The following is a 17,796-nucleotide window of genomic DNA, read 5'->3' as shown; positions in this document are numbered from 1 at the left end:
GACTCCTCTGGTCAAGGGGCGGTCAAGTGCCAGACGGCGGGGCGGTGTTGGTCCGGCGGGTACTGGACGAGGCGGCCGTCGGTGGCGACGCTCAGCGCCATCCGCGTGATGGCGTTCACGAGCTGGTAGCCGCCCGCGACAGGCGCCAACTCCCAGCGCTGCATGGTGTTCGCGGCGTCGCAGGGCTGTGGGGTGGCCGCGACTCCCGGCTGGAGCGGCACGTTGAGGGTGAGTTTTCCGCCCGTTATCTCCAGGCAGCCGTCGGCGGTCCGTACCGTCGTGTAGCCGTCGGTCGTGCGCTGCACGGTGGCGTCGAGGGAGGCACCCGTTGTCCTGAAGGTGTACGTCCCGTCCGCGACCGGTACCCGGGTCAGGTCCCGCCATCCGGGGGCGTGACCGACTGCCGTGCCCCGCGCGGTGAATTGGGCGTAGGTGGCGTCGGGGTGCGGGTCGCCCCAGGTCGCCTGGGCGAGGTGGCGCAGCGCGGGCTCGGTGTCGGCGGTGACCTCGTTCTCGGTCTCGCCGCGCCCGTTGTCGGGCCAGAGGCTGATCTTCGCCCCGGTGATGCCGGTGCTGGAGGTGAGCTTCTCGCCCTCGAAGCTGCGCGGATCCCAGCTCTGGTCGTACAGCGACTCGGTGTCGCTGTGGAAGCCGCCGCGGACGAGATAGAGGGAGTAGGCGGCGTTCATCAACGGGTAGCCCTGGGCGATGAGTTGGCTCGGTTTCGTCTGGACGTCGAGCCAGTGCTCGACCGTCGTGCCCGGCGCCACCGGCACGGTGTTGGCGCCGGTGAGCCCGTCGTTCCAGATGCGCAGCCGCTTGCCCTTGCTCGCGACGTAGACCTGGACGCGGTTGATGAAGTCGATGTACGCGTCCTGCGGGGTGGCGTTCGCGCCGTACTTCTCCTGGGCGTAGCGCAGCATCTGCGGGTACTTGGAGTAGTCGGAGCCGAGCATGTACTCGTCGGCGCCCATGTGCCAGGACGGCGCGGTGAAGACCTGCGCGTACTCGTCCATCAGGCTGGTGTAGTAGTCGAACGCGGCCTGCTGGGTGACGTCGAGGCGGGCGGGCTGTTTGTTGCCGTCGCTGTCGGTGAGCTGGAGGTCGGGGCGGTCCGCTATCCACGGGTCCATGTGGCCCGGGGAGTTGATCTCGGGAATGATCTCGACGTGGTACTTGTCGCCGAGGGCGACGAGGCCGCGCAGCTCGTCCTTGGTGTAGTAGCCCCAGGTGTTCGCCTCGGGGTGCGCGTCGCTCTTCACCTTGATTTCCAGGAGCAGTTGGTCGAGCTTGTGGTACGCCATCTCGCGCACCAGGTTCTCCAGCCAGGGCAGGGAGATGTGGATGTAGCAGGCGCAGACACCGACCCCGCGCTCCTTGTAGCGCGGTACGTCGACCGTGTGTCCGGCCGGTATGTGGTCACCCTGGGCGAGGAGTTGGAGGAGGGTGCGGGTGCCGTAGAAGGCGCCGGTCTCGGTGGCTCCGGTGATCGACAGCCGTTTGTCCGCCCGGAGTTCATAGCCCTCCGCGCCCAACGCGCCCCGGGTCGGCCGGACTTCGATCACGATGTCGCCGGGCCGGGCGGCTCCGCCCCGTACGACGGGCACGGTTCCGTGGCCCGCCGCCTTGAGGTCGTCGGCGAGGGTGTCGGCGACCCTGCGCTCACTCGCGCTGCCTGCCACCAGCCGGGTCCCGGCTCCGAAGTCGTAACTCCCGGGTTCGGCTGTCCAGTCGGACAGCGCGGGCACGGTCACCGGAGGTGCCGCCTGCTCCTGCTGGGCCGCGACGGCCGGCGCCACGGGCGCCGTGAGCAGCGCGAGCACCGCCGCGAAGCCGATCAGCCGGAACCGTCTCTTCCCTCGCTCAGCCATGACACTCCACCGGTCGCGATTGATCGGACGACTGATGATTGGACTGCGGTCGGGGGCTGTCAACGGGTGCTGGGAGCACCCGAGTTGAGCCATTGATCGGATGACCAGCAGGTCAGTCGGCACCCGCCCGGCATCGGCTCGTGAAAAGTCCAAGAAGAGGGGAGCGAATGTCCAAGGCCGGTCGCCTCTCGACGCGGCGCCTGGACCGAGGCACAGTTCTCCCTACGTACTCGCCAGTAGATTGAAGGAGCGCGCCCGTGACCAGCTGGATCGGCCGTACCGCCACCGAAATCTCCGCCGCCGTACGCGAGAAGCGGGTCACGCCGCGTGAGGTGGTGGCCGAGCATCTCGCCCGGATCGAGCGGCTGGACGGGCGGATCGGCGCGTTCCGGGCGGTGCGGGCCGAGGCCGCGCTCGCGGAGGCCGATGCGGTGGGTGCGCGGGCCGATCTGACCGAACTGCCGCTCGCGGGCGTGCCGGTGGCCGTGAAGGACAACCTCGCCGTGACCGGCGAGTCCACCCGGGCGGGCTCGGCCGCGACCCCGGACACGCCCGCCGACCACGACCATGTCACCGTGGCGCGGCTGCGGGCGGCGGGCGCGGTGGTCGTGGGGCTGACGAACGTGCCCGAGCTGTGTGTCTTCGGTACCACCGAGGGTGTCTACGGCACGGCCCGCAACCCGTGGGACACCGCCCGTACGGCAGGGGGTTCGTCGGGCGGCAGTGCGGCTGCGGTCGCGGCGGGGATGGTGCCGATCGCGCTCGGCAATGACGGCATGGGCTCGCTGCGCATACCCGCGGCCAACTGCGGTCTGGTCACCATCAAGCCGGGGTTCGGGGTCGTGCCCGCCGGTATCGGCGACGGTGACTGGTTCGGAATGTCCGAAAACGGCCCCCTGGCGACGACCGTCGAGGACGCCCGGCTGATGTTTTCGGTCATCGCGGACATCGAAGTCGTACGCCCCGACGAGCCCACCTCCCGGAAGATCGCCGTCTCCGTGCGCAGCCCGCTCGCCGGGGTCGCCGTCAGCAAGCCGTATACGACCGCCGTCCGAGAGGCGGCCGGGCTGCTGGCCAAGGCGGGCCACGCGCTGCACCGCGCCGATCCGCCGTATCCGCTGTCGCTGAGCACCACCTCGCTCGCGCACTGGACGGCGGGCACCGCCGTGGACGCGGCGGGGCTCGACCCGCGCAAGCTGACGCGGCGGACCCGGGTGCACGCGGCGATCGGGCGCCGGTTCGTGAACAGCGTCCGCACCGGGAAGAGCCGGGAGCGGCTGCGGGAACGGCTCACACCGTTCTTCGCCGAGCACGACATCCTGCTGACGGCGGCCCTGGCCCGGCGCTCCCCCAAGGCCGGGCCGTGGCACGAGCGGGGCTGGCTGCGGAATGTGCTGGCCAACACCAACTACTCGCCGATGACTCCCCCGTGGAACCTCACCGGCTGGCCCGCGATGTCGGTCCCGTTCGGCACGCTGCCCTCGGGCGCGCCCTGTGCCGTACAGCTGGTGGGGCGGCCGGGGTCGGAGGCGGCGCTGCTGGAGCTGGCGGAGCAGTTGGAGGAGCTGCGCCCGTGGGTGCGGACGGCGCCGCTCGGCTGAGGGTTCCTGCCAGAGGGCTACAGGGCGCGGTACATGATGTGCAGGCCCACGCGGCCGTCCCGGGGATGGTCGAAGGCGTCCGGCACCGTGCCCAGGATCGTGAAGCCGAGGGACTGCCACAGCTTGACGGCGGGGTTGGTCTCGACGACCGCGTTGAAGACCATGCCCCGGAAGCCCTGGTCGCGGGCGGCGGTGAGGATGTGTTCGGCGAGGGCGCGGCCGATGCCCCGGCCGCCATGGTCGGGGTCGACCATGAAGCCGGCGTTGGCGATGCCGGCGGCGGGCCCGCCGTAGTTGGGGGTGACGAAGGCGGAGCCGACGATCGTCCCGCTTTCGTCCTCGGCGACGTACACGCGCTTGGGCGGGGACGTCCACAGGGCCCGGGCCGCCTCTTCGGAGGTGTCCCGGGCCCAGGTGTAGGTGTCGCCGGCAGCGACGATCCGGTGCCAGAAAGGCCAGATCCGCGGCCAGTCGTCGGCCGCGGCTTCTCTGATCAGCATGGGCGCGATTTTCGCACACCCATGCTGTCGGCGATCGCGATGGGTCCCGTGGGGTCCCTTGAGGGGTCAGTCCACGCTGGGCAGGATGTGGGGCTCGGCGAGGTCGTCCTCGTAGCCGGCGAGCCGGATGGGGGCGGACCGTGCCCACACGGCCAGGCTGCCGAGCTCGTCGGACCGGTGGCCCGTACGCTCCGTGGGTTCCTTGGGGCGTTGCTCGCGATTCGTCGTCTCTGGTGTCACCGCGCACTCCTTATGTGTCGGGTCACCCTCGGGGCATACCGGCCGTTCTCCGGTCCGGTACCTGAGGCCCGCTCGGGTGTGGGTTGAAGGCAGTTCGGACGCGGTGGCGCCGGTTACTCGTGTGAGAGCGGGCCGTTGTGAACGGCCTGCCCCGGGACGGACCATGGGTGTGGGTGGGACCCCTTGTTGCTGTCCGTCTGCCTCAGGTTAACCAAATGAGCGGGCTGCCGCTCGATGGGGCTGAAAACATGGGGTAAATAATAGACACGCGCTACGGGGAACACGTCAGGTCGGCCGCGGGAAGCCGGCCGGTGGCGAGGTAGACGTTGACGGTGTCGTTGACGCAGGTGTCGCCGTAGTCGGTGCCGTACACCCCGTGCCGGTAGGAACCGGTGACGGTGACGAGCCGGGAAGCGGGCCACCTGGCGTGCATCTGCCGGGCCTCCGAGTACGGCACCCGGGGATCGCCGGTGGCGTTGACCATGAGGGCCGGGATGTTGTTGTGGACGCTGGTGACCGGCCGTTCCTTGGGCCGCGGCCAGAAGGAGCACGGGGTCACGTTGTTGAGGAGCGGGCCGAACAGCGTGTGCTGGGCCCGGGTCCGTTCGATCGCGCGCCAGTGGACCTCGGTGTCGCGCGGTCCTGGTGTGTCGGCGCACAAGTACGCGGTCTGGGTGCTGCCGTACGCGGAGCCGTCGCCGGTCAGCGTCGCCGCGAGGAAGGCGGTGAGGAACGCGTCCGGTTCGGCGTGCCCGGTGTCGGCGGCCTGCTTGAGCGTGCGGAAGACACCCGCGATGAGCGCGTCCCCCTCCTCCGTGTCGTCGCCCAGGACCGCGTAGTCGAACAGCGGCGCCGCATGCCGGTCCACCCGGTACGGGCCGATGGCCAACGGCCGCCTGACGGCCGCGGATTGGATGCCGTCGAGGGTGGCGAGCACGGCGTCGGCGGTGGAGCCCAGCCCGTACGTACGGTCGTGGGCCGCCGCCCAGCCCGCCCAGTGACGCAGGGCGTCCTCGTTGACCTGTTCCGTGCCGTACTCCGCCCAGGGCGCGAGGCGGCTCGGATCGTGCACGCCGTCGAGGACGACACGGTCGGTGCGGCCGGGGAACATCGCCGTGTAGACCTCACCCAGATAGGTGCCGTACGAAACGCCGTAGAAGGAGATCCGGCGCTCGCCGAGGCGGGCGCGGACGGCGTCCATGTCACGGGCCGCGTTGCGCGTCGAGACGTAGGGCAGAAGGGCTGAGGCCCGGTCGCGGCACTGCTCGGCGAGACCGCGCTCGAAGTCCCTCATACGCTCGAAGCCCGCCCGGTCCGGTCCCGCCGAGCGGAAGTAGGTCTCGGTCCGCCAGCCGCAGTCGAGTGGTGTGTTGCGGCCGGTGAAGCGCGGGTCCACGCCGACGATGTCGTAGCGGCGGGCCGTCTCCCCCATCGCCGCGCCGACGGCCAACAGGGACTCGATCGCGGGATCCGCCGGTCCGCCCATGTTGTAGAGGAGCGTGCCGATGCGGTGCGCGGGGTCGGTGGCCCGGAGGCGGGCCACCGCGATGCCGATCGTCCGGCCGCCGGGGGTCGCGTAGTCCAGGGGGACCGTCAGGTCGGCGCATTGGGCACCGGCCTGGTCGAGAGCCTTGCCGGTGTCGTCGTCGGGACCGCGGGCACAGGTCTTCCAGACGAGATGCCGGTGGTCCGGAGACGGATCGGTGGGTGTGATCGGGGTCGGGGTCGACGGGACGGCGACCGCGGTCGTCGGGAGGGAGGCCATGGCCAGCAGAGCGGCGGCCACCACTCTTCCGACTCCCACGCGGAACGTGAGCATCACGTCACTCGGTGTAGCCATCGCTCGTGGGGCTGTAATCCGATTTTCGGGGCGTCGCCGCCCAGTCCCCGACCCGTGCCAGCCCGCTCCCGCAGGCGAAGATCACCGCGTGGATACGGTCCGGGAGGCCGAGTTTGGTCAGGATCCGGCCGAGGTGGATCTTGACGGTCGTCTCCCCGATGAAGAGGTGGTCCGCGTACGCGATGACGGAGGGCATCGGTCCGGAGGAGGCCCGGCTCGTGGTCGAACTCGGCCCGGGGACCGGGGTGTTCACCGACGCGATCCTCGACCGGCTCGCGCCCGCCGCACGGCTCGTCGCGATCGAACACACCTCGGCAACTGCGCGGACGCATCCTGGACGCCGCGACCGAAGTCCTCACGCCCGATGGCCTGTTCACCACCTTCGCCTACCTCCACGCGGCCTGGACCCCACCCGCCCGTCACTTCACCGCCGAACCGGCCTGCCGCTGCGGCCGGTCGGAACGCTCGACCGCGGTCCGACCGGACCTCCCGCCCGCGTTCGCGCACCGGGCCACCCGGAAGTCGTGACCGACCGGGATACGGCCGCTTACCGGCCCGTCTCCGCAGTGGCGGCCAGCGTGCGGTCCAGCCAGCCGATGATCGTCGGGAACACCTCGGGCAGTTTGCTCACCGCGCAGTGTCCGGTGTCGGGGACGAGGTTCACGTCGGTGTCGCGGCGCCCCTGGAACACCAGGGTGTCGTGCTGGGGCACATGGACGTCGTCGGCGCCGTTGACCACCAGCATGGGGCTGTTGCGGTCCTGGTCGAGCAGCGGGCGCAGCGAGAACTCGGCCCTGCCCGCGGCCAGTTGCTCGGGGGTGGGCGGCGCGTCGAAGCCCATCGCGTTGCCGAGGATCCCGTCCATCCCGAAGGCGTCCTTGCGCGCGTCGGTGAACGCCGCTTCGACCGGCCCGCCGAGCACCACGGCGGCGTCGACCTCACCGCCGAGGCCCGATCGGGCCGAGAAGTACCCGCCCATCGAGATGCCCAGGTGCGCCACCACGCCGTTGCCCAGCGACCGGGCGTGCCCGATCAGCCCGGTGACCATCTCCGCGCCGCCGGAGCCGGTCATCGGCACCGTCGACTCGCCGGTTCCCGCGATGTCGAACACCAGCACCCGGGCGCGCAGTTGGGTGGCGAGGAGCACCATCAGCCCGTGCACATCCATCTTCCAGCTGTCCACACCTCCGCTGGCGAGGACCACCGGCCGGCCGGCGGGAAGGTCGAAGGGCGCGAGCAGGTGGACCGGGACGGTGATCGTGTCCCCTCGGTACGGCAGTTCCAGCGCGTACCGCTCGAACCGCACCCCGAAGCCGGGAGCGGCGAGCCGGTACTGCTCCAGTTGCTTGGCGAGCGCGACGCGCTTGCTCTCGTCGGCCAGGGCGGGGAACTTCGCCCACCCGTAGGCCAGCGCAGCCTGCTCATGGGCCCCCGCGTCGGCGTAGGCCGCGGCCAGCTTCGACCATTCATGGACCCACCCGCCCGGAGCGTCCGCCCACATCTCGGTGACCGCGGCCCGCACGGCGTCGACGTCGGCCACCGGCAGCCCGGTGTTGGCCATCTGCGGATACCGCTCGCCGAACAGCTCCGACGCGTCCAGCGGCCATTGGTAGGGCATGACGGTTCCTTCCGTTCGTTCGACGACAGAGTCGCTAACGCAGACATCCTGCGTTAGTGGACGCTATGCCCCCTCGGACGCAAACGCAAGATTTGTGCGTTAATGTGATGTCGTGAGCAAGAACGAGACGAGCGACCAGGTCGAGACGTCCCGCCGTCCGGGCGGCCGGTCCGCGCGGGTCCGCGCCGATGTCCTGCGGTCGACCCTGGAAGCACTCGCCGAGACCGGCACGAGCGGCTTGACGATGAGCGAGATCGCCCGGCGGTCGGGCGTCCACGCCACCTCGATCCAGCGGCGCTGGGGCGCCCTGCAGAACCTTGTTCTGGACGCGCTGCTGTCCTACAGCCAGGAACAACTACCGGTCCCCGACACCGGAAACCTCCGCGACGACATGGTCGCGCTGGCCCGCCTGATCGCGGCCTACCTGAACACTCCCCTGGGCGCCGCGCTGGCCCAGGCACTGGCCACGGCCGAGGAAGATCCTCAACTGGCCGACAGCCGCGCCCAGTTCTGGCAGACCCGCTACGACGTCACCCGGATCATCGTCGACCGCGCCATCGACCGCCAGGAGCTGGCAGCCGACGCCGATCACCAGCTCGCCCTCGAACTGCTGGTCGCACCACTGCACTTCAGGGCGCTGCTCGTCCGCCAACCCATCGAGGAGGACCGCATCGAGCGATTGGTCGACACGCTCCTGCACGGCCTGTCCGGACCGGGCTCCGCCCGCACACGGCCCGACTCCCGATGACACGGACCGGCTTCGCGCCCCGGCGGGCGGGTCCGGTCGGCGCCGGTTCGCCGGTGCGCAGCGCAATCACTTGTGGTTCGTGCGAACGCGTTTCCGCGATCGAGCATCCGCCCAAACGCGGTTCTGCTGCGCGGACTTGAGGGGAGGGGACTGTCAGTGCCCGGCGCCGGCATGCCGGCCTGGGGCGTGCTCCAGATCCTCCGTCACGGGCAGGCACTCGGTGAGCAGGTCGACGACGTCAATCCAGGCTCGCCGCGCGTGCCGTGGGTGGTAGCCGACGCCGGAAACCGTGGGGTGATCGACCGGCGGGTGGTGGAAGGCGTGCAAGGCGCCGCCGTAGACCGTGAGGCGCCAGTCGACGCCCGCGGCCTGCATCTCGGCGGTGAACGCGTTCCGTTGCGCGGGCGGCATGATCGGGTCCTCCGACCCGACCCCGGCCCACACCGGGCACCGGATGCGCGCTGCCTCGCCCGGTCGGCCCGTGGTCAGTGCGTTGACTGTCCCGATCGCGCGCAGGTCGACGCCGTCACGTCCGAGTTCCAGCCCGACGGCGCCCCCGGTGCCGTAGCCGACGGCGGCGATCCGGTCGGGGTCGGTCCGCGGTTCGGAGCGCAACACGTCGAGCGCCGCGTGGCCGATGCCTCGCATCCGGTCGGGGTCGGCGAGCAGTGGCAGGCAACGGGCCAGCATCTCCTCGGGGTCGCCCAAATACCGCCCACCGTGCAGGTCGAAGGCCAGCGCTATATATCCCAGTTCGGCGAGAGTGTCGGCCCGGCGACGCTCGACGTCGCTGAGCCCCATGCCCTCTGGTCCGACCAGCACCGCGGGCCGGCGGTCGACACCGGCCGGGAGCGCGAGGTGCCCGATCATCGTCAGACCGTCGGCCGGGTACGCGACCGTACGCGTCGTGATCGTCGTCATGAGACCGGACTGTAGTGATCGTCGAGCCCGGTCCGGCTGGTGTTCTGCCACCGGCAGAGCCGACTTCGAGATGATCGAGCACATCCTGCACGGTCGGCCCGGAGGGCAATCATGTCGCGGTGCCGGTGGGTGACGGGAGCGTGCAGGAGGTGGTCGTCGAAGCGGCGGCCCCAGGTGCCGAGCACACCTCGGGAGCGACCAGGCGGCCGTCCGGGGCAAGGGCCGCGCGGACGCCGCCGGCCTGCGCCGAGTCGACCCGGCTCTCCTGCCCGCCCTCACACGCCTACGGCCCGCGACCCGCGCCCGGACCGCCGATGCCACTGGTCTGACGCTGTTCGCGACGGTGCGGTGCGCCGACGAGCCGGGGTGAGCCCCGCAGTCGGCTTCGTGTTCGCCGCCGGCGCGGCCTCGATCGTCAGTCGATGCCTTCGACGATGCGGAAGTCGCGCTCGACGCCGTCAGCGAGGGCGGCCAGCGCCTCCTGGTAGGCCGCGCTCTCGTGCGTCGCGACGGCCTGCTCGAAGCTGTCGAACTCGACCAGGACGGTGCGCTCGGCGATTCCGGCGTCGTACGCCACGACCCGACCGCCACGGGCGAAGGTCCGGCCGCCCCCGGCCTTGACGGCCGCAGCGGCCAGCTTGTTGTAGGCAGCCAGCTTCTCAGGGTCTGAAATGGTGCGGTAGGCGCTGACCCAGTAGCCCTTGGGCATGGAACCTCCAGTGTCGGGACGAGTGCGTCCGACTTACGGGTTGGTCTCGGACGAGCGTCGTCGTTCGGGAAGAGGCGGCCCGTGGCGGTGCCGGCCGCCAGGACCAGACCGCCGATGGCGCTCGACGTCTCGCGCTTGGGGGTGACGGCCAGGATGACACCCGGCATGGCGGCCGAGAACCCGCCGACGCCGAAGCCCAGCACGCCCATGGCCGCGAGCAGTCCGGCCAGGTTGACCGGGCGGTGGCGAACAGGAGAACGTATCGGGGCAGTGCTCATGGGTCGACGCCCGCCTGGTGTCGCGTCCGGACGTACGACGCGCCGGCCCCGGTCAGGCACACCAGCTTGACCCGCTTGTCGGACGGAGCGCCGTTCCGCTCGACCAGCCCGGATTCCTCCATCACCCGGACCAGGACGCTCATCGCGGGCTGGGTGACGCCCTCGGCCACCGCCAGATCGGTGCTCCGTCCCGGGCCGGTCTTGTCCAGGGTGGCCAAGGTGGCGGCGGACGTCAGGCTCATGTCGCCGGGAAGGCGTCGCGCAGTTCAAGTCCCGTTGGCTGCGCCGAAAGCTCGCCATGATCTCCTGACGTTCCGCACAGGCTGTCTCGCGGGAGGACTGACGCATGGAGTTGCGCAGCGTCGAGGAGCTGATGGACCTGCTGTACGCCTGCCGGGGTGCCTGGGACACCCCGGACCGGAGCGGTGATCCGGTCGATCTGCACGACCACGCACTGCAGACGGCGGCGCTGCTGCGCCGAAGTCGCCCCGCCGACAAGGAACTTCAGGTCGCCGGCCTGGTCCACGACATCGGGCATCTCCTGCAACCCGGTGACGACGCCGGACACGCCGACCACGCGGCGGACGCGGTCCACGCCCTGCTCGGCGACCGCGTCGCCCACCTGGTCCGGCTGCACGTGCCCGCGAAGCGCTACCTGGCCACCGTCTCACCGGACCACGACCTCTCCGCGCAGAGCACCCTGACGCTCCGCACCCAGGGCGGCCCGATGTCCCACGCCGAGGCCGCCGCCTTCGAGCGCGATCCGCTCGCCGACGACGCCATCACCCTCCGCCAGGCCGACGACGCGGCCAAGGTCGTCGGCCTCGACGCCGGGGTCCTGGAGGACTGGCGCACGGTCCTGGGCATCGTCGCCGCCCGAAACTCACGGCTGCCCAACTCCCGCCTGGGGGCTGTCGACTGACGGTCCGTCATGAGATCGTACGGCGATGACGTCGTCGTCGTACGGTCTGCGGGGCCGGGCCGTCCTGGTCACCGGGGGCACGCGCGGGATCGGGCGCGCGGTCGCCGACGCGTTCGCGGAGGCCGGGGCGCTGGTGTGCGTGAGCGCGCGGGACGCCGGTGAAGTGGCGCGCGTCGCCGAGGAGTTGGGCGGGGTCGGACTGGCCGGGGATGTCGGCGCCCCCGAACACCCGAGGGAGTTGGCCGAGTTCGCGCTGCGCGCCTTCGGGCGGATCGACGTGGTCGTCAACAACGCGGCGACGAACCAGCCGTACGGCCCGCTGATGGAAGCCGATCCGGATGCCTGGCGGACGGCGTTCACCGTGAACGTCGAGGCGCCGCTGCGGTTGACGCAGTGCGCGTGGCGGGCGTGGATGCGGGAGCACGGCGGCGCGGTGGTCAACGTGTGCACCGAGGGTGCCGGGCATGTCGGGCCGAACGTGGGGGCGTACTCCACCAGCAAGGCGGCGCTCCTTCACCTCACGCGGCAGCTCGCGGGTGAACTCGCGCCGGGGGTGCGGGTCAACTCCGTCTCCCCCGGGCTCGTACGCACCGAGATGGCGCGCTTCGTGTGGGAGCCGGGCGAGGCGGAGGTCGCCGCCGGCCTGCCGCTCGGCCGGATCGGGGAACCGGCCGACATAGCGCGGGCCGTGCTGTGGCTGGCCTCCGACCGGGCCGAGTGGATCACCGGGGCGGATCTGTTGGTGGACGGCGGGACCCGGGTGCGGGCGGCGTACACGTCGGGCGGGTACGCCGTCCACGACCGGCTGAGGGCGGCGGGGCCGCCGCACTCATGAGCGACTCGTTCACGGGAACAGGGCGATCCCCACGAGGATCAGCAGGACGATCCCGGCGACGAGAGCGACGGTGGCCCAGGTGCCACGGTGCCTGACCGTGGCCGCGGGCCCGCCGCCGCGCGGGCGGTCCTCCGGCAGGACGGGATGGGCCGGGCGGTCGCTCGCGTAGAACTGGTCGTCGGTCGCATAGTGGTTGCGCGGGTCCTTGAAGGCCCTTGGATCGATGCCGTGCGCACTGGCCATGGGAACCTCCTCGCGCGGTGTTCACCAGGGCCGGGACCCGGCGGTCACCGGGCCTCGTGCCCGGAGCGGCGGGTTACCACTTACCGGGCGCGTAGTCCTTGAGGAAGACGCCGTACAGGTCCTCGCCCTGCTCGCCGCACACAATCGGATCGTAAACCCGGGCCGCCCCGTCGACCAGGTCGAGCGGTGCGTGGAAGCCCTCCTCGGCGAGGCGGAGCTTGTCGTAGTGGGGGCGTTCGTCGGTGATCCAGCCGGTGTCGACGGAGGTCATGAGGATGCCGTCGGTCTGGAACATCTCCTGGCCGCTGGTGCGGGTCACCATGTTCATCGCGGCCTTGGCGGCGTTGGTGTTCGGGTGTCCGGCGCCCTTGTAGCCGCGGCCGAAGACACCCTCCATCGCGGAGACGTTGACGATGTACGCGCGTCCGCTGGTCGCGGCCTTTGCGGCGGCGGCCATGGCCGGGCGGAGCTTGCTGATCAGGATGAACGGCGCGGTGTAGTTGCAGAGTTGGGTCTCAAGGAGTTCCACCGGGGAGATCTGCTCGATGGTCTGCACCCAGGTGTTGGTGTCGACCACGTCGGGGACCAGACCGCCGGCGTCGATGGCCGTGCCGTCCAGGTGCCGGGCGACGCTGGCGTTGCCGGCGACCAGGGCGAGGTCGGCGACCTGCTGGGCGTCGAGGCCGCTGATGCCGACGGGCAGCGCGGCGAGGCCGTCCACCGCTCCGGAGCCGAAGGCGCCGATCACGTGGTGGGCGGGCAGCTCACCGGCGGGCAGCGGGGCGCTCTCGCCGTCGACGAGGGCGGCGTAGGCGGAGGGCAGCCGCCGTACGGTCTGGGTCGCGTTGTTGATCAGGATGTCGAGCGGGCCGGCCTCTGCCATCTGGTCGGCGAGGGCGACGGCCTGGGCCGGGTCGCGCAGGTCGATGCCGACGACCTCCAGGCGGTGCAGCCAGTCCGCGGAGTCGTCCATGGCCTTGAAGCGGCGGATGGCGTCCTTCGGGAAGCGCGTGGTGATCGTCGTGTGGGCGCCGTCGCGCAGCAGCCGCAGCGCGATGTACATGCCGATCTTGGCGCGACCGCCGGTGAGCAGCGCGCGCTTGCCGGTGAGGTCGGCGTGGACGTCGCGCTTCTCGCGGTTCAGGCGGGCGCAGTCGGGACAGAGCTGGTGGTAGAAGTAGTCGACTTCCACGTACCGGGTCTTGCAGGTGTAGCAGGAGCGCGGGCGCTGCAGGATCCCGGCGATCCGGCCCTCCTCCGTCACCGACGACGGGAGCAGACCCTCGGTCTCGTCGTCGATGCGCTGCGCGGAGCCGGTCGCGGTGGACTCGGTGACGGCCTTGTCGTGCGCGGTCTTCGCGGCCCGGCGCTCCTGGCGGCGGCGCTGCTTGACGCTGCGGTAGATGCCCGCGGTGGCCCGGCGCACGGTGATCGCGTCGGGGTGGTCGACGTCGATCTTCTCCAGCTCGTCGAGCACGCTGAGGCAGACGGCCAGCCGCTCGGGGTCGATGCCGGGCCCGTACACGACCTCGTCCGGGGTCGTGGAGCCGTTCTCTGTCACCGTCATCGCGCTGCCGTTTCCTTGGGTCGTCCGCGGCGGCGCTCAGAGCGCACCGGCCGTCGAACAGGGAATTTTACGGAGCGCCGGGCCGCAGCACCAAACTCGTTCCGCGTCACGACCCGCAGGCGGTGATGAGCGTCTCCACCTCCTCGGTGAGCGCACGGGCGAACAGATCGAGATCCGGTACGGCCGCCGCGTCCGCGACAAGGCCGTAGTGGACGTGTCCCCGGAAGGTGGAGACGGCCACCGCGAGGGACTGCCCGCGGGCCAGCGGGGCGTACGGGAAGACCGCGGTGACCGGGTTGCCGCCGAGCTTCAGACCGATGCTCGGCAGCGGGACGCTGGTGACGAGGATGTCGAACCAGAGCCGGGCGGCCTGGGCGGCGAACGGTCCGCCGAGCCGGTGGCCGAGCGCCGGTACGTGGTCGGCGAGCAGGGCGACGGCGCCCGCGCCCCGGTTGGGGCCCGCGTCCTTGTTGCGGTCCATGTCCGCGCGCACCGAGTCGAGCCGCCCGAGCGGGTCGGGGTCGTCGACGGGCAGCCGTATCAGGTACCCGGAGAGCCGGTTGCCCTGCGGCTGCGCACTGCGCGGGCGGCGTTTGGAGACGGGGATCAGGGCGCGGGGCGCGACGCCCTCGCTGCCGTCACCGCGTTCGTCGAGCCAGCGGCGCAGAGCGCCCGCGACGACGGCGATGAGCACGTCGTTGACGGTGCCGCCGACGGTCTTGCGGATCCGGTGCACGTCGTCGAGGTCGACGACGACTCCGGCGGTACGGCGGGTGCCCGACGGCTCGGAGGCCAGCGCCGCCGACGAGCGGACGTCGAGCGTGGAGCGGGCGACGGACGCCCCGATGTCGAGAGCCCGGCCGACGTCGGACAGGGCACCCCGCAGCAGCCCGGGCAGCTTGCGCACATCGGGCAGGAGGCCGCGCGCGGGCTCCTCGGGGCGGGGCCGCCGCTCGGGCATGTCCATCGGGTCGAGGATCGCGGCGGCGAGGGTCAGCGCCCGCAGTCCGTCGGCCAGGGCGTGGTGGAACTTGAACAGCACGGCGAAGGAGACACCGTCCTCGCCCGGCAGCACATGCGCCTCCCACGGGGGCCGGCCGCGCTCCAGCGGGCGTTCCATGAGCCGGCCCGCGACCTCCTGGAAGTCGGCGGTCGGGGCGTGCAGCCGGACGTGGTGCAGCGGGTCGAAGTCGGGGTCCTCCTCGCGGGTGGCGCTCCCGAAGGACAGGGACAGCGGCCGCCACACGTCCCGGATGCGCATCCGCAGCCCGGGGACGGCGGCGGCGCGGGCGGCGAGAAGGTCGGCGGCGTGGGCGCCCGCGGTCGGCGAGTGTGCCGAGAAGACGCCGAGTGCGCCCAGGTGCATCGGGTTCCGGTCGGACTCGATGTTCCAGAACGCCAGGTCGAGGGGAGCGAGCAGATCGGAAGTCAAAGGCTTGCCTCGCGTCGACTAGGGGTGAGCAAGCAGTCAAGCGCCGACAAGCGATTACGGTCAAGTACGATCAAGCTACGCACAGTTAACAGCAGATTACATCCGGCCCCGGTCCCGCCCCCGTGGGAGGGGCGGGACTCCAGTGGCGCCTGAGGTCACTTCAGTGCCGGCGGTCCCGCCTGGGGTGACGTACCCCACTCCGACGGGTGCGGGCCGACCGTGAAGTCCAGCGACCGTACGGACCTCAGCAGCCCGGTCGTCAGATAGGTGCGGTCGTACGACGTCCCGTCCGTCCGGGCCGCCTGGATGTAGCGGTCGCCGGCGGAGGTGCCGGGCGCCGTGACGGTGAGGGCGCCGTGCGGGTAGTAGCGGCGGTCCAGGGTCAGGTCGACCCGCTCGAAGACGGGCGTGGACAGGCCCCAGGTGTCGTAGCCGGGCTGGACCGGGAAGATCCCGATCGACGACAGGACGTTCCAGGCGGACATCGTGCCGAGGTCGTCGTTGCCGGTCATGCCGGTCGGGCCGTCCGTGAACAGGGTCAGCGCGGCATGGACGACGTCGGTCGTCTTCCACGGCTGTCCGGTCGACAGGTAGGTGTACGGGGCGATCAGGTCGGGCTCGTTCTGCGGGTTGTACTTGTCCGCGTTGTAGTAGTCGTACGGCCCGTTGACCCACACCTCGCGGGCCGTCTTCGTCGGGTCGGCGAGCAGTTGGTCGTAGGCGAAGAACGAGTCCAGTCGCCGGTTGGCCGCCTGTTGCCCGCCGATGAGGTCGACCATGCCGGGCAGGTCCTGCGGGACGAGCCACTGGTACTGCCAGGACGTGCCCTCGTGGAAGCCCTCGCTCTGCGCCGGGTCGGCCGGACCGACGAAGGCACCGGAGGCGTCACGGGCGCGGAAGAAGCCGGTCGACGGGTCGAAGATGTTCCAGTAGCTCTGCGCGCGGGCCGCATAGCGTGCGGCATCGGCCCCGTGGCCCAGATCGCGCGCCATCTGCGCGAGCATCGCGTCCGAGAGGGCGTACTCCAGGGTGGCCGAGGCCCCGTGGTCGTAGTCGGAGTCACCGGGTTTCACGTGCGGGCGGTCCTTGATGTACGGCGCGAAGCCGTTCGCGATGTACTCCTTGTTGGCCTCCCGCCCGACCGCCGCCGACTCGGTGGGCGGCACGCCGTCGGCGTTCTGCTTCAACGCCCGGTAGGCACGCTCCTCGTACCCCTTCAACAGGCCTTGCTGGTATGCGTTGGTGAGGAACGGCGTCACCGGGTCGCCGGTCATGATGTTCGTCTCGACCGTGCCGTAGCCCCACTTGGGCAGCCAGCCGCTCTCCTCGTCGATCTTGATCACCGAGATCGCCATGTCGCGGGCCTCGCGGGGTGCGAGGAGGGCGAGGAGCTGGGACTGGGTGCGGTAGGTGTCCCACAGGGACCAGTTCTGGTAGTAGGTGAAGCCCTTCGCTCGGTGGATCTGCTGGTCCCAGCCGGTGTAGCGGCCGTCGGCATCGCTGCCGATGTTGGGCGCGAGGAAGGACCGGTACAGGGACGAGTAGAAGGTCCGGCGCAGGCTGTCGGAACCGCCCTGTGCGCGGACGTCGTCGAGCCGGTCCTCCCAGGACTGTTGGGCCCGGTGGCGTACCGCATCGAAGGAACACCCGCCCTCCGCACGGAGGTTGAGGGCCGCGCCGTGCGCGTCGACGTACGACAGGGCGGTGGTCGCCTCGACCGTACGGTCCTTCGTCGTGTCGAAGCGGACGTACGCGCCGCCGCTCCCGGTCCTGGAACCTGCGGTCACCGTTGGACCGTTCCAGGTGCCGTACGCGTTGAAAGGCCGGTCGAAGCGGGTGATCGTGTAGACGGTGTACGGCTTGGTGTCCTGGCAGAAGCCTCGGCCGGTGATGGTGGTGCGCACGGTCCGGTTGTCGAGGACATCGACCTTCGAGGCGACGCCGCTGTGCAGCGACTGGGCCGCGTTGAGCAGGACGTTGGCCTTGTCGGTGGCCGGGAAGGTGTAGCGCTGGACGCCGGTGCGCGCGGTCGCCGTCAGTTCGGCCTCGATGCCGGTTTTCAGGCCGACCTGGTAGTAGCCGGGGCTCGCGTGCTCGTCGTCGTGGCTGAACTCGGCCGCGTACCGGGCGTAGTCCGTCTGCGTCACCTCGCCGGTCGTGGGCAGTACGGGCAAGTCGCCGCCGAGCCCGCAGCCGACGCCGGAGAGGTGCACGAGGGAGAAGCCGCGGATGTGGTTCTGGGAGTAGTCGTAGCCGGTGTTGTGGCCGGTGTCCGGCGAGAACTGCACCATGCCGAAGGGCACGGCGGCGCCGGGATAGGTGTTGCCGTCGTTCTCGGTACCGATGAACGGGTTGACCAGGTCGGTGAGTTGAGCATGGGCAGAGGCTGTCGCGGGGGCGGCGAACAGCGCGGACACTGCCACCGCCCCCGCCACGCACAACCGCAGGCGTCGGGTCCATCTCATGGGTCC

17 protein-coding genes are annotated in these 17,796 nt (G+C 71.0%); 4 read left to right on the top strand and 13 right to left on the bottom strand.

Translation table 11 applies throughout. The annotated features are described in order from the left end of the window. Positions 1 to 11 precede the first annotated feature (11 nt). Positions 12 to 1,871 carry a family 20 glycosylhydrolase gene (locus ACIBJH_RS06655; RefSeq protein ID WP_399115748.1) on the bottom strand — a complete coding sequence of 620 codons (1,860 nt, stop codon included), beginning with the start codon at positions 1,869 to 1,871 and terminating at the stop codon, positions 12 to 14. A 257-nt stretch (positions 1,872 to 2,128) separates the two neighbouring features. On the opposite strand from ACIBJH_RS06655, the gene ACIBJH_RS06650 reads away from it, so the two are divergent. Beyond that, positions 2,129 to 3,472: an amidase gene (locus ACIBJH_RS06650; RefSeq protein ID WP_399115747.1), complete on the top strand. Its 1,344-nt coding sequence runs from the start codon at positions 2,129 to 2,131 to the stop codon at positions 3,470 to 3,472. A 17-nt stretch (positions 3,473 to 3,489) separates the two neighbouring features. On the opposite strand, the gene ACIBJH_RS06645 is transcribed toward ACIBJH_RS06650, so the two are convergent. The 5 genes from ACIBJH_RS06645 to ACIBJH_RS06625 form a co-directional block, all read right to left on the bottom strand. Beyond that, positions 3,490 to 3,972 (bottom strand): GNAT family N-acetyltransferase, encoded by a 483-nt coding sequence (locus ACIBJH_RS06645; protein WP_399115746.1) that lies wholly within the window; start codon positions 3,970 to 3,972, stop codon positions 3,490 to 3,492. A 66-nt stretch (positions 3,973 to 4,038) separates the two neighbouring features. Continuing rightward, the gene (locus ACIBJH_RS06640; protein WP_399115745.1) at positions 4,039 to 4,212 is read right to left on the bottom strand and encodes a hypothetical protein; all 174 of its coding nucleotides are present in this window, start codon (positions 4,210 to 4,212) and stop codon (positions 4,039 to 4,041) included. A gap of 271 nt (positions 4,213 to 4,483) precedes the next feature. Then, entirely contained in the window at positions 4,484 to 6,052 is a 1,569-nt protein-coding gene (locus ACIBJH_RS06635) for an alpha/beta hydrolase (RefSeq protein WP_399115744.1), read from the bottom strand. Beyond that, entirely contained in the window at positions 6,036 to 6,305 is a 270-nt protein-coding gene (locus ACIBJH_RS06630) for a response regulator transcription factor (protein ID WP_399115743.1), read from the bottom strand. Before ACIBJH_RS06630 ends, ACIBJH_RS06635 begins: the two co-directional genes overlap by 17 nt. A gap of 294 nt (positions 6,306 to 6,599) precedes the next feature. After that, entirely contained in the window at positions 6,600 to 7,670 is a 1,071-nt protein-coding gene (locus tag ACIBJH_RS06625) for an alpha/beta hydrolase (RefSeq protein ID WP_399115741.1), read from the bottom strand. Positions 7,671 to 7,782: 112 nt separating this feature from the next. Here ACIBJH_RS06625 and ACIBJH_RS06620 point away from each other — a divergent pair, with 112 nt between their 5' ends. Next, positions 7,783 to 8,418 (top strand): TetR-like C-terminal domain-containing protein, encoded by a 636-nt coding sequence (locus ACIBJH_RS06620; RefSeq protein ID WP_399115740.1) that lies wholly within the window; start codon positions 7,783 to 7,785, stop codon positions 8,416 to 8,418. Between the two features lie 153 nt (positions 8,419 to 8,571). Here ACIBJH_RS06620 and ACIBJH_RS06615 read toward each other — a convergent pair whose 3' ends face one another. From ACIBJH_RS06615 to ACIBJH_RS06605, 3 genes are all read right to left on the bottom strand, one after another. Beyond that, a complete protein-coding gene (locus ACIBJH_RS06615; RefSeq protein ID WP_399115739.1) occupies positions 8,572 to 9,339 on the bottom strand; it encodes a dienelactone hydrolase family protein in 768 nt (255 codons plus the stop codon). A 415-nt stretch (positions 9,340 to 9,754) separates the two neighbouring features. Beyond that, positions 9,755 to 10,048 carry a DUF1330 domain-containing protein gene (locus ACIBJH_RS06610; protein ID WP_399115738.1) on the bottom strand — a complete coding sequence of 98 codons (294 nt, stop codon included), beginning with the start codon at positions 10,046 to 10,048 and terminating at the stop codon, positions 9,755 to 9,757. Between the two features lie 274 nt (positions 10,049 to 10,322). Further along, the gene (locus ACIBJH_RS06605) at positions 10,323 to 10,568 is read right to left on the bottom strand and encodes a MarR family winged helix-turn-helix transcriptional regulator (RefSeq protein WP_399115737.1); all 246 of its coding nucleotides are present in this window, start codon (positions 10,566 to 10,568) and stop codon (positions 10,323 to 10,325) included. A gap of 104 nt (positions 10,569 to 10,672) precedes the next feature. On the opposite strand from ACIBJH_RS06605, the gene ACIBJH_RS06600 reads away from it, so the two are divergent. Together ACIBJH_RS06600 and ACIBJH_RS06595 are read left to right on the top strand one after the other, a co-directional pair. Next, positions 10,673 to 11,248, top strand: a complete 576-nt coding sequence (locus ACIBJH_RS06600) for an HD domain-containing protein (protein WP_399115736.1) — start codon at positions 10,673 to 10,675, stop codon at positions 11,246 to 11,248. 25 nt (positions 11,249 to 11,273) lie between these two features. Further along, a complete protein-coding gene (locus ACIBJH_RS06595; RefSeq protein WP_399115735.1) occupies positions 11,274 to 12,083 on the top strand; it encodes an SDR family oxidoreductase in 810 nt (269 codons plus the stop codon). Positions 12,084 to 12,092: 9 nt separating this feature from the next. Here the strand turns inward: ACIBJH_RS06595 and ACIBJH_RS06590 are convergent, their stop codons facing one another. From ACIBJH_RS06590 to ACIBJH_RS06575, 4 genes are all read right to left on the bottom strand, one after another. Next, a complete protein-coding gene (locus ACIBJH_RS06590) occupies positions 12,093 to 12,326 on the bottom strand; it encodes a hypothetical protein (protein ID WP_399115734.1) in 234 nt (77 codons plus the stop codon). 73 nt (positions 12,327 to 12,399) lie between these two features. Next, positions 12,400 to 13,893 (bottom strand): SDR family NAD(P)-dependent oxidoreductase, encoded by a 1,494-nt coding sequence (locus tag ACIBJH_RS06585; RefSeq protein WP_399115733.1) that lies wholly within the window; start codon positions 13,891 to 13,893, stop codon positions 12,400 to 12,402. Between the two features lie 106 nt (positions 13,894 to 13,999). Continuing rightward, positions 14,000 to 15,325, bottom strand: coding sequence for a wax ester/triacylglycerol synthase family O-acyltransferase (locus ACIBJH_RS06580; RefSeq protein WP_399115732.1), 1,326 nt, complete (start codon positions 15,323 to 15,325; stop codon positions 14,000 to 14,002). 155 nt (positions 15,326 to 15,480) lie between these two features. Next, the gene (locus ACIBJH_RS06575) at positions 15,481 to 17,790 is read right to left on the bottom strand and encodes a GH92 family glycosyl hydrolase (protein WP_399115731.1); all 2,310 of its coding nucleotides are present in this window, start codon (positions 17,788 to 17,790) and stop codon (positions 15,481 to 15,483) included. Positions 17,791 to 17,796 lie beyond the last annotated feature (6 nt).

Source organism: Streptomyces sp. NPDC050548 (assembly GCF_044457385.1).
Classification (GTDB): Bacteria; Actinomycetota; Actinomycetes; order Streptomycetales; family Streptomycetaceae; genus Streptomyces.
This window is presented reverse-complemented; position numbering and strand designations above follow the sequence as displayed.

Bases quoted from the DNA above. Each gene is read 5' to 3' on its own strand.
- ACIBJH_RS06655 (WP_399115748.1), bottom strand. From the start codon at position 1,871: ATGGCTGAGCGAGGGAAGAGACGGTTCCGGCTGATCGGCTTCGCGGCG.
- ACIBJH_RS06645 (WP_399115746.1), bottom strand. From the start codon at position 3,972: ATGCTGATCAGAGAAGCCGCGGCCGACGACTGGCCGCGGATCTGGCCT.
- ACIBJH_RS06635 (WP_399115744.1), bottom strand. From the start codon at position 6,052: ATGGCTACACCGAGTGACGTGATGCTCACGTTCCGCGTGGGAGTCGGA.
- ACIBJH_RS06625 (WP_399115741.1), bottom strand. From the start codon at position 7,670: ATGCCCTACCAATGGCCGCTGGACGCGTCGGAGCTGTTCGGCGAGCGG.
- ACIBJH_RS06615 (WP_399115739.1), bottom strand. From the start codon at position 9,339: ATGACGACGATCACGACGCGTACGGTCGCGTACCCGGCCGACGGTCTG.
- ACIBJH_RS06610 (WP_399115738.1), bottom strand. From the start codon at position 10,048: ATGCCCAAGGGCTACTGGGTCAGCGCCTACCGCACCATTTCAGACCCT.
- ACIBJH_RS06605 (WP_399115737.1), bottom strand. From the start codon at position 10,568: ATGAGCCTGACGTCCGCCGCCACCTTGGCCACCCTGGACAAGACCGGC.
- ACIBJH_RS06600 (WP_399115736.1), top strand. From the start codon at position 10,673: ATGGAGTTGCGCAGCGTCGAGGAGCTGATGGACCTGCTGTACGCCTGC.
- ACIBJH_RS06595 (WP_399115735.1), top strand. From the start codon at position 11,274: ATGACGTCGTCGTCGTACGGTCTGCGGGGCCGGGCCGTCCTGGTCACC.
- ACIBJH_RS06590 (WP_399115734.1), bottom strand. From the start codon at position 12,326: ATGGCCAGTGCGCACGGCATCGATCCAAGGGCCTTCAAGGACCCGCGC.
- ACIBJH_RS06585 (WP_399115733.1), bottom strand. From the start codon at position 13,893: ATGACGGTGACAGAGAACGGCTCCACGACCCCGGACGAGGTCGTGTAC.
- ACIBJH_RS06575 (WP_399115731.1), bottom strand. From the start codon at position 17,790: ATGAGATGGACCCGACGCCTGCGGTTGTGCGTGGCGGGGGCGGTGGCA.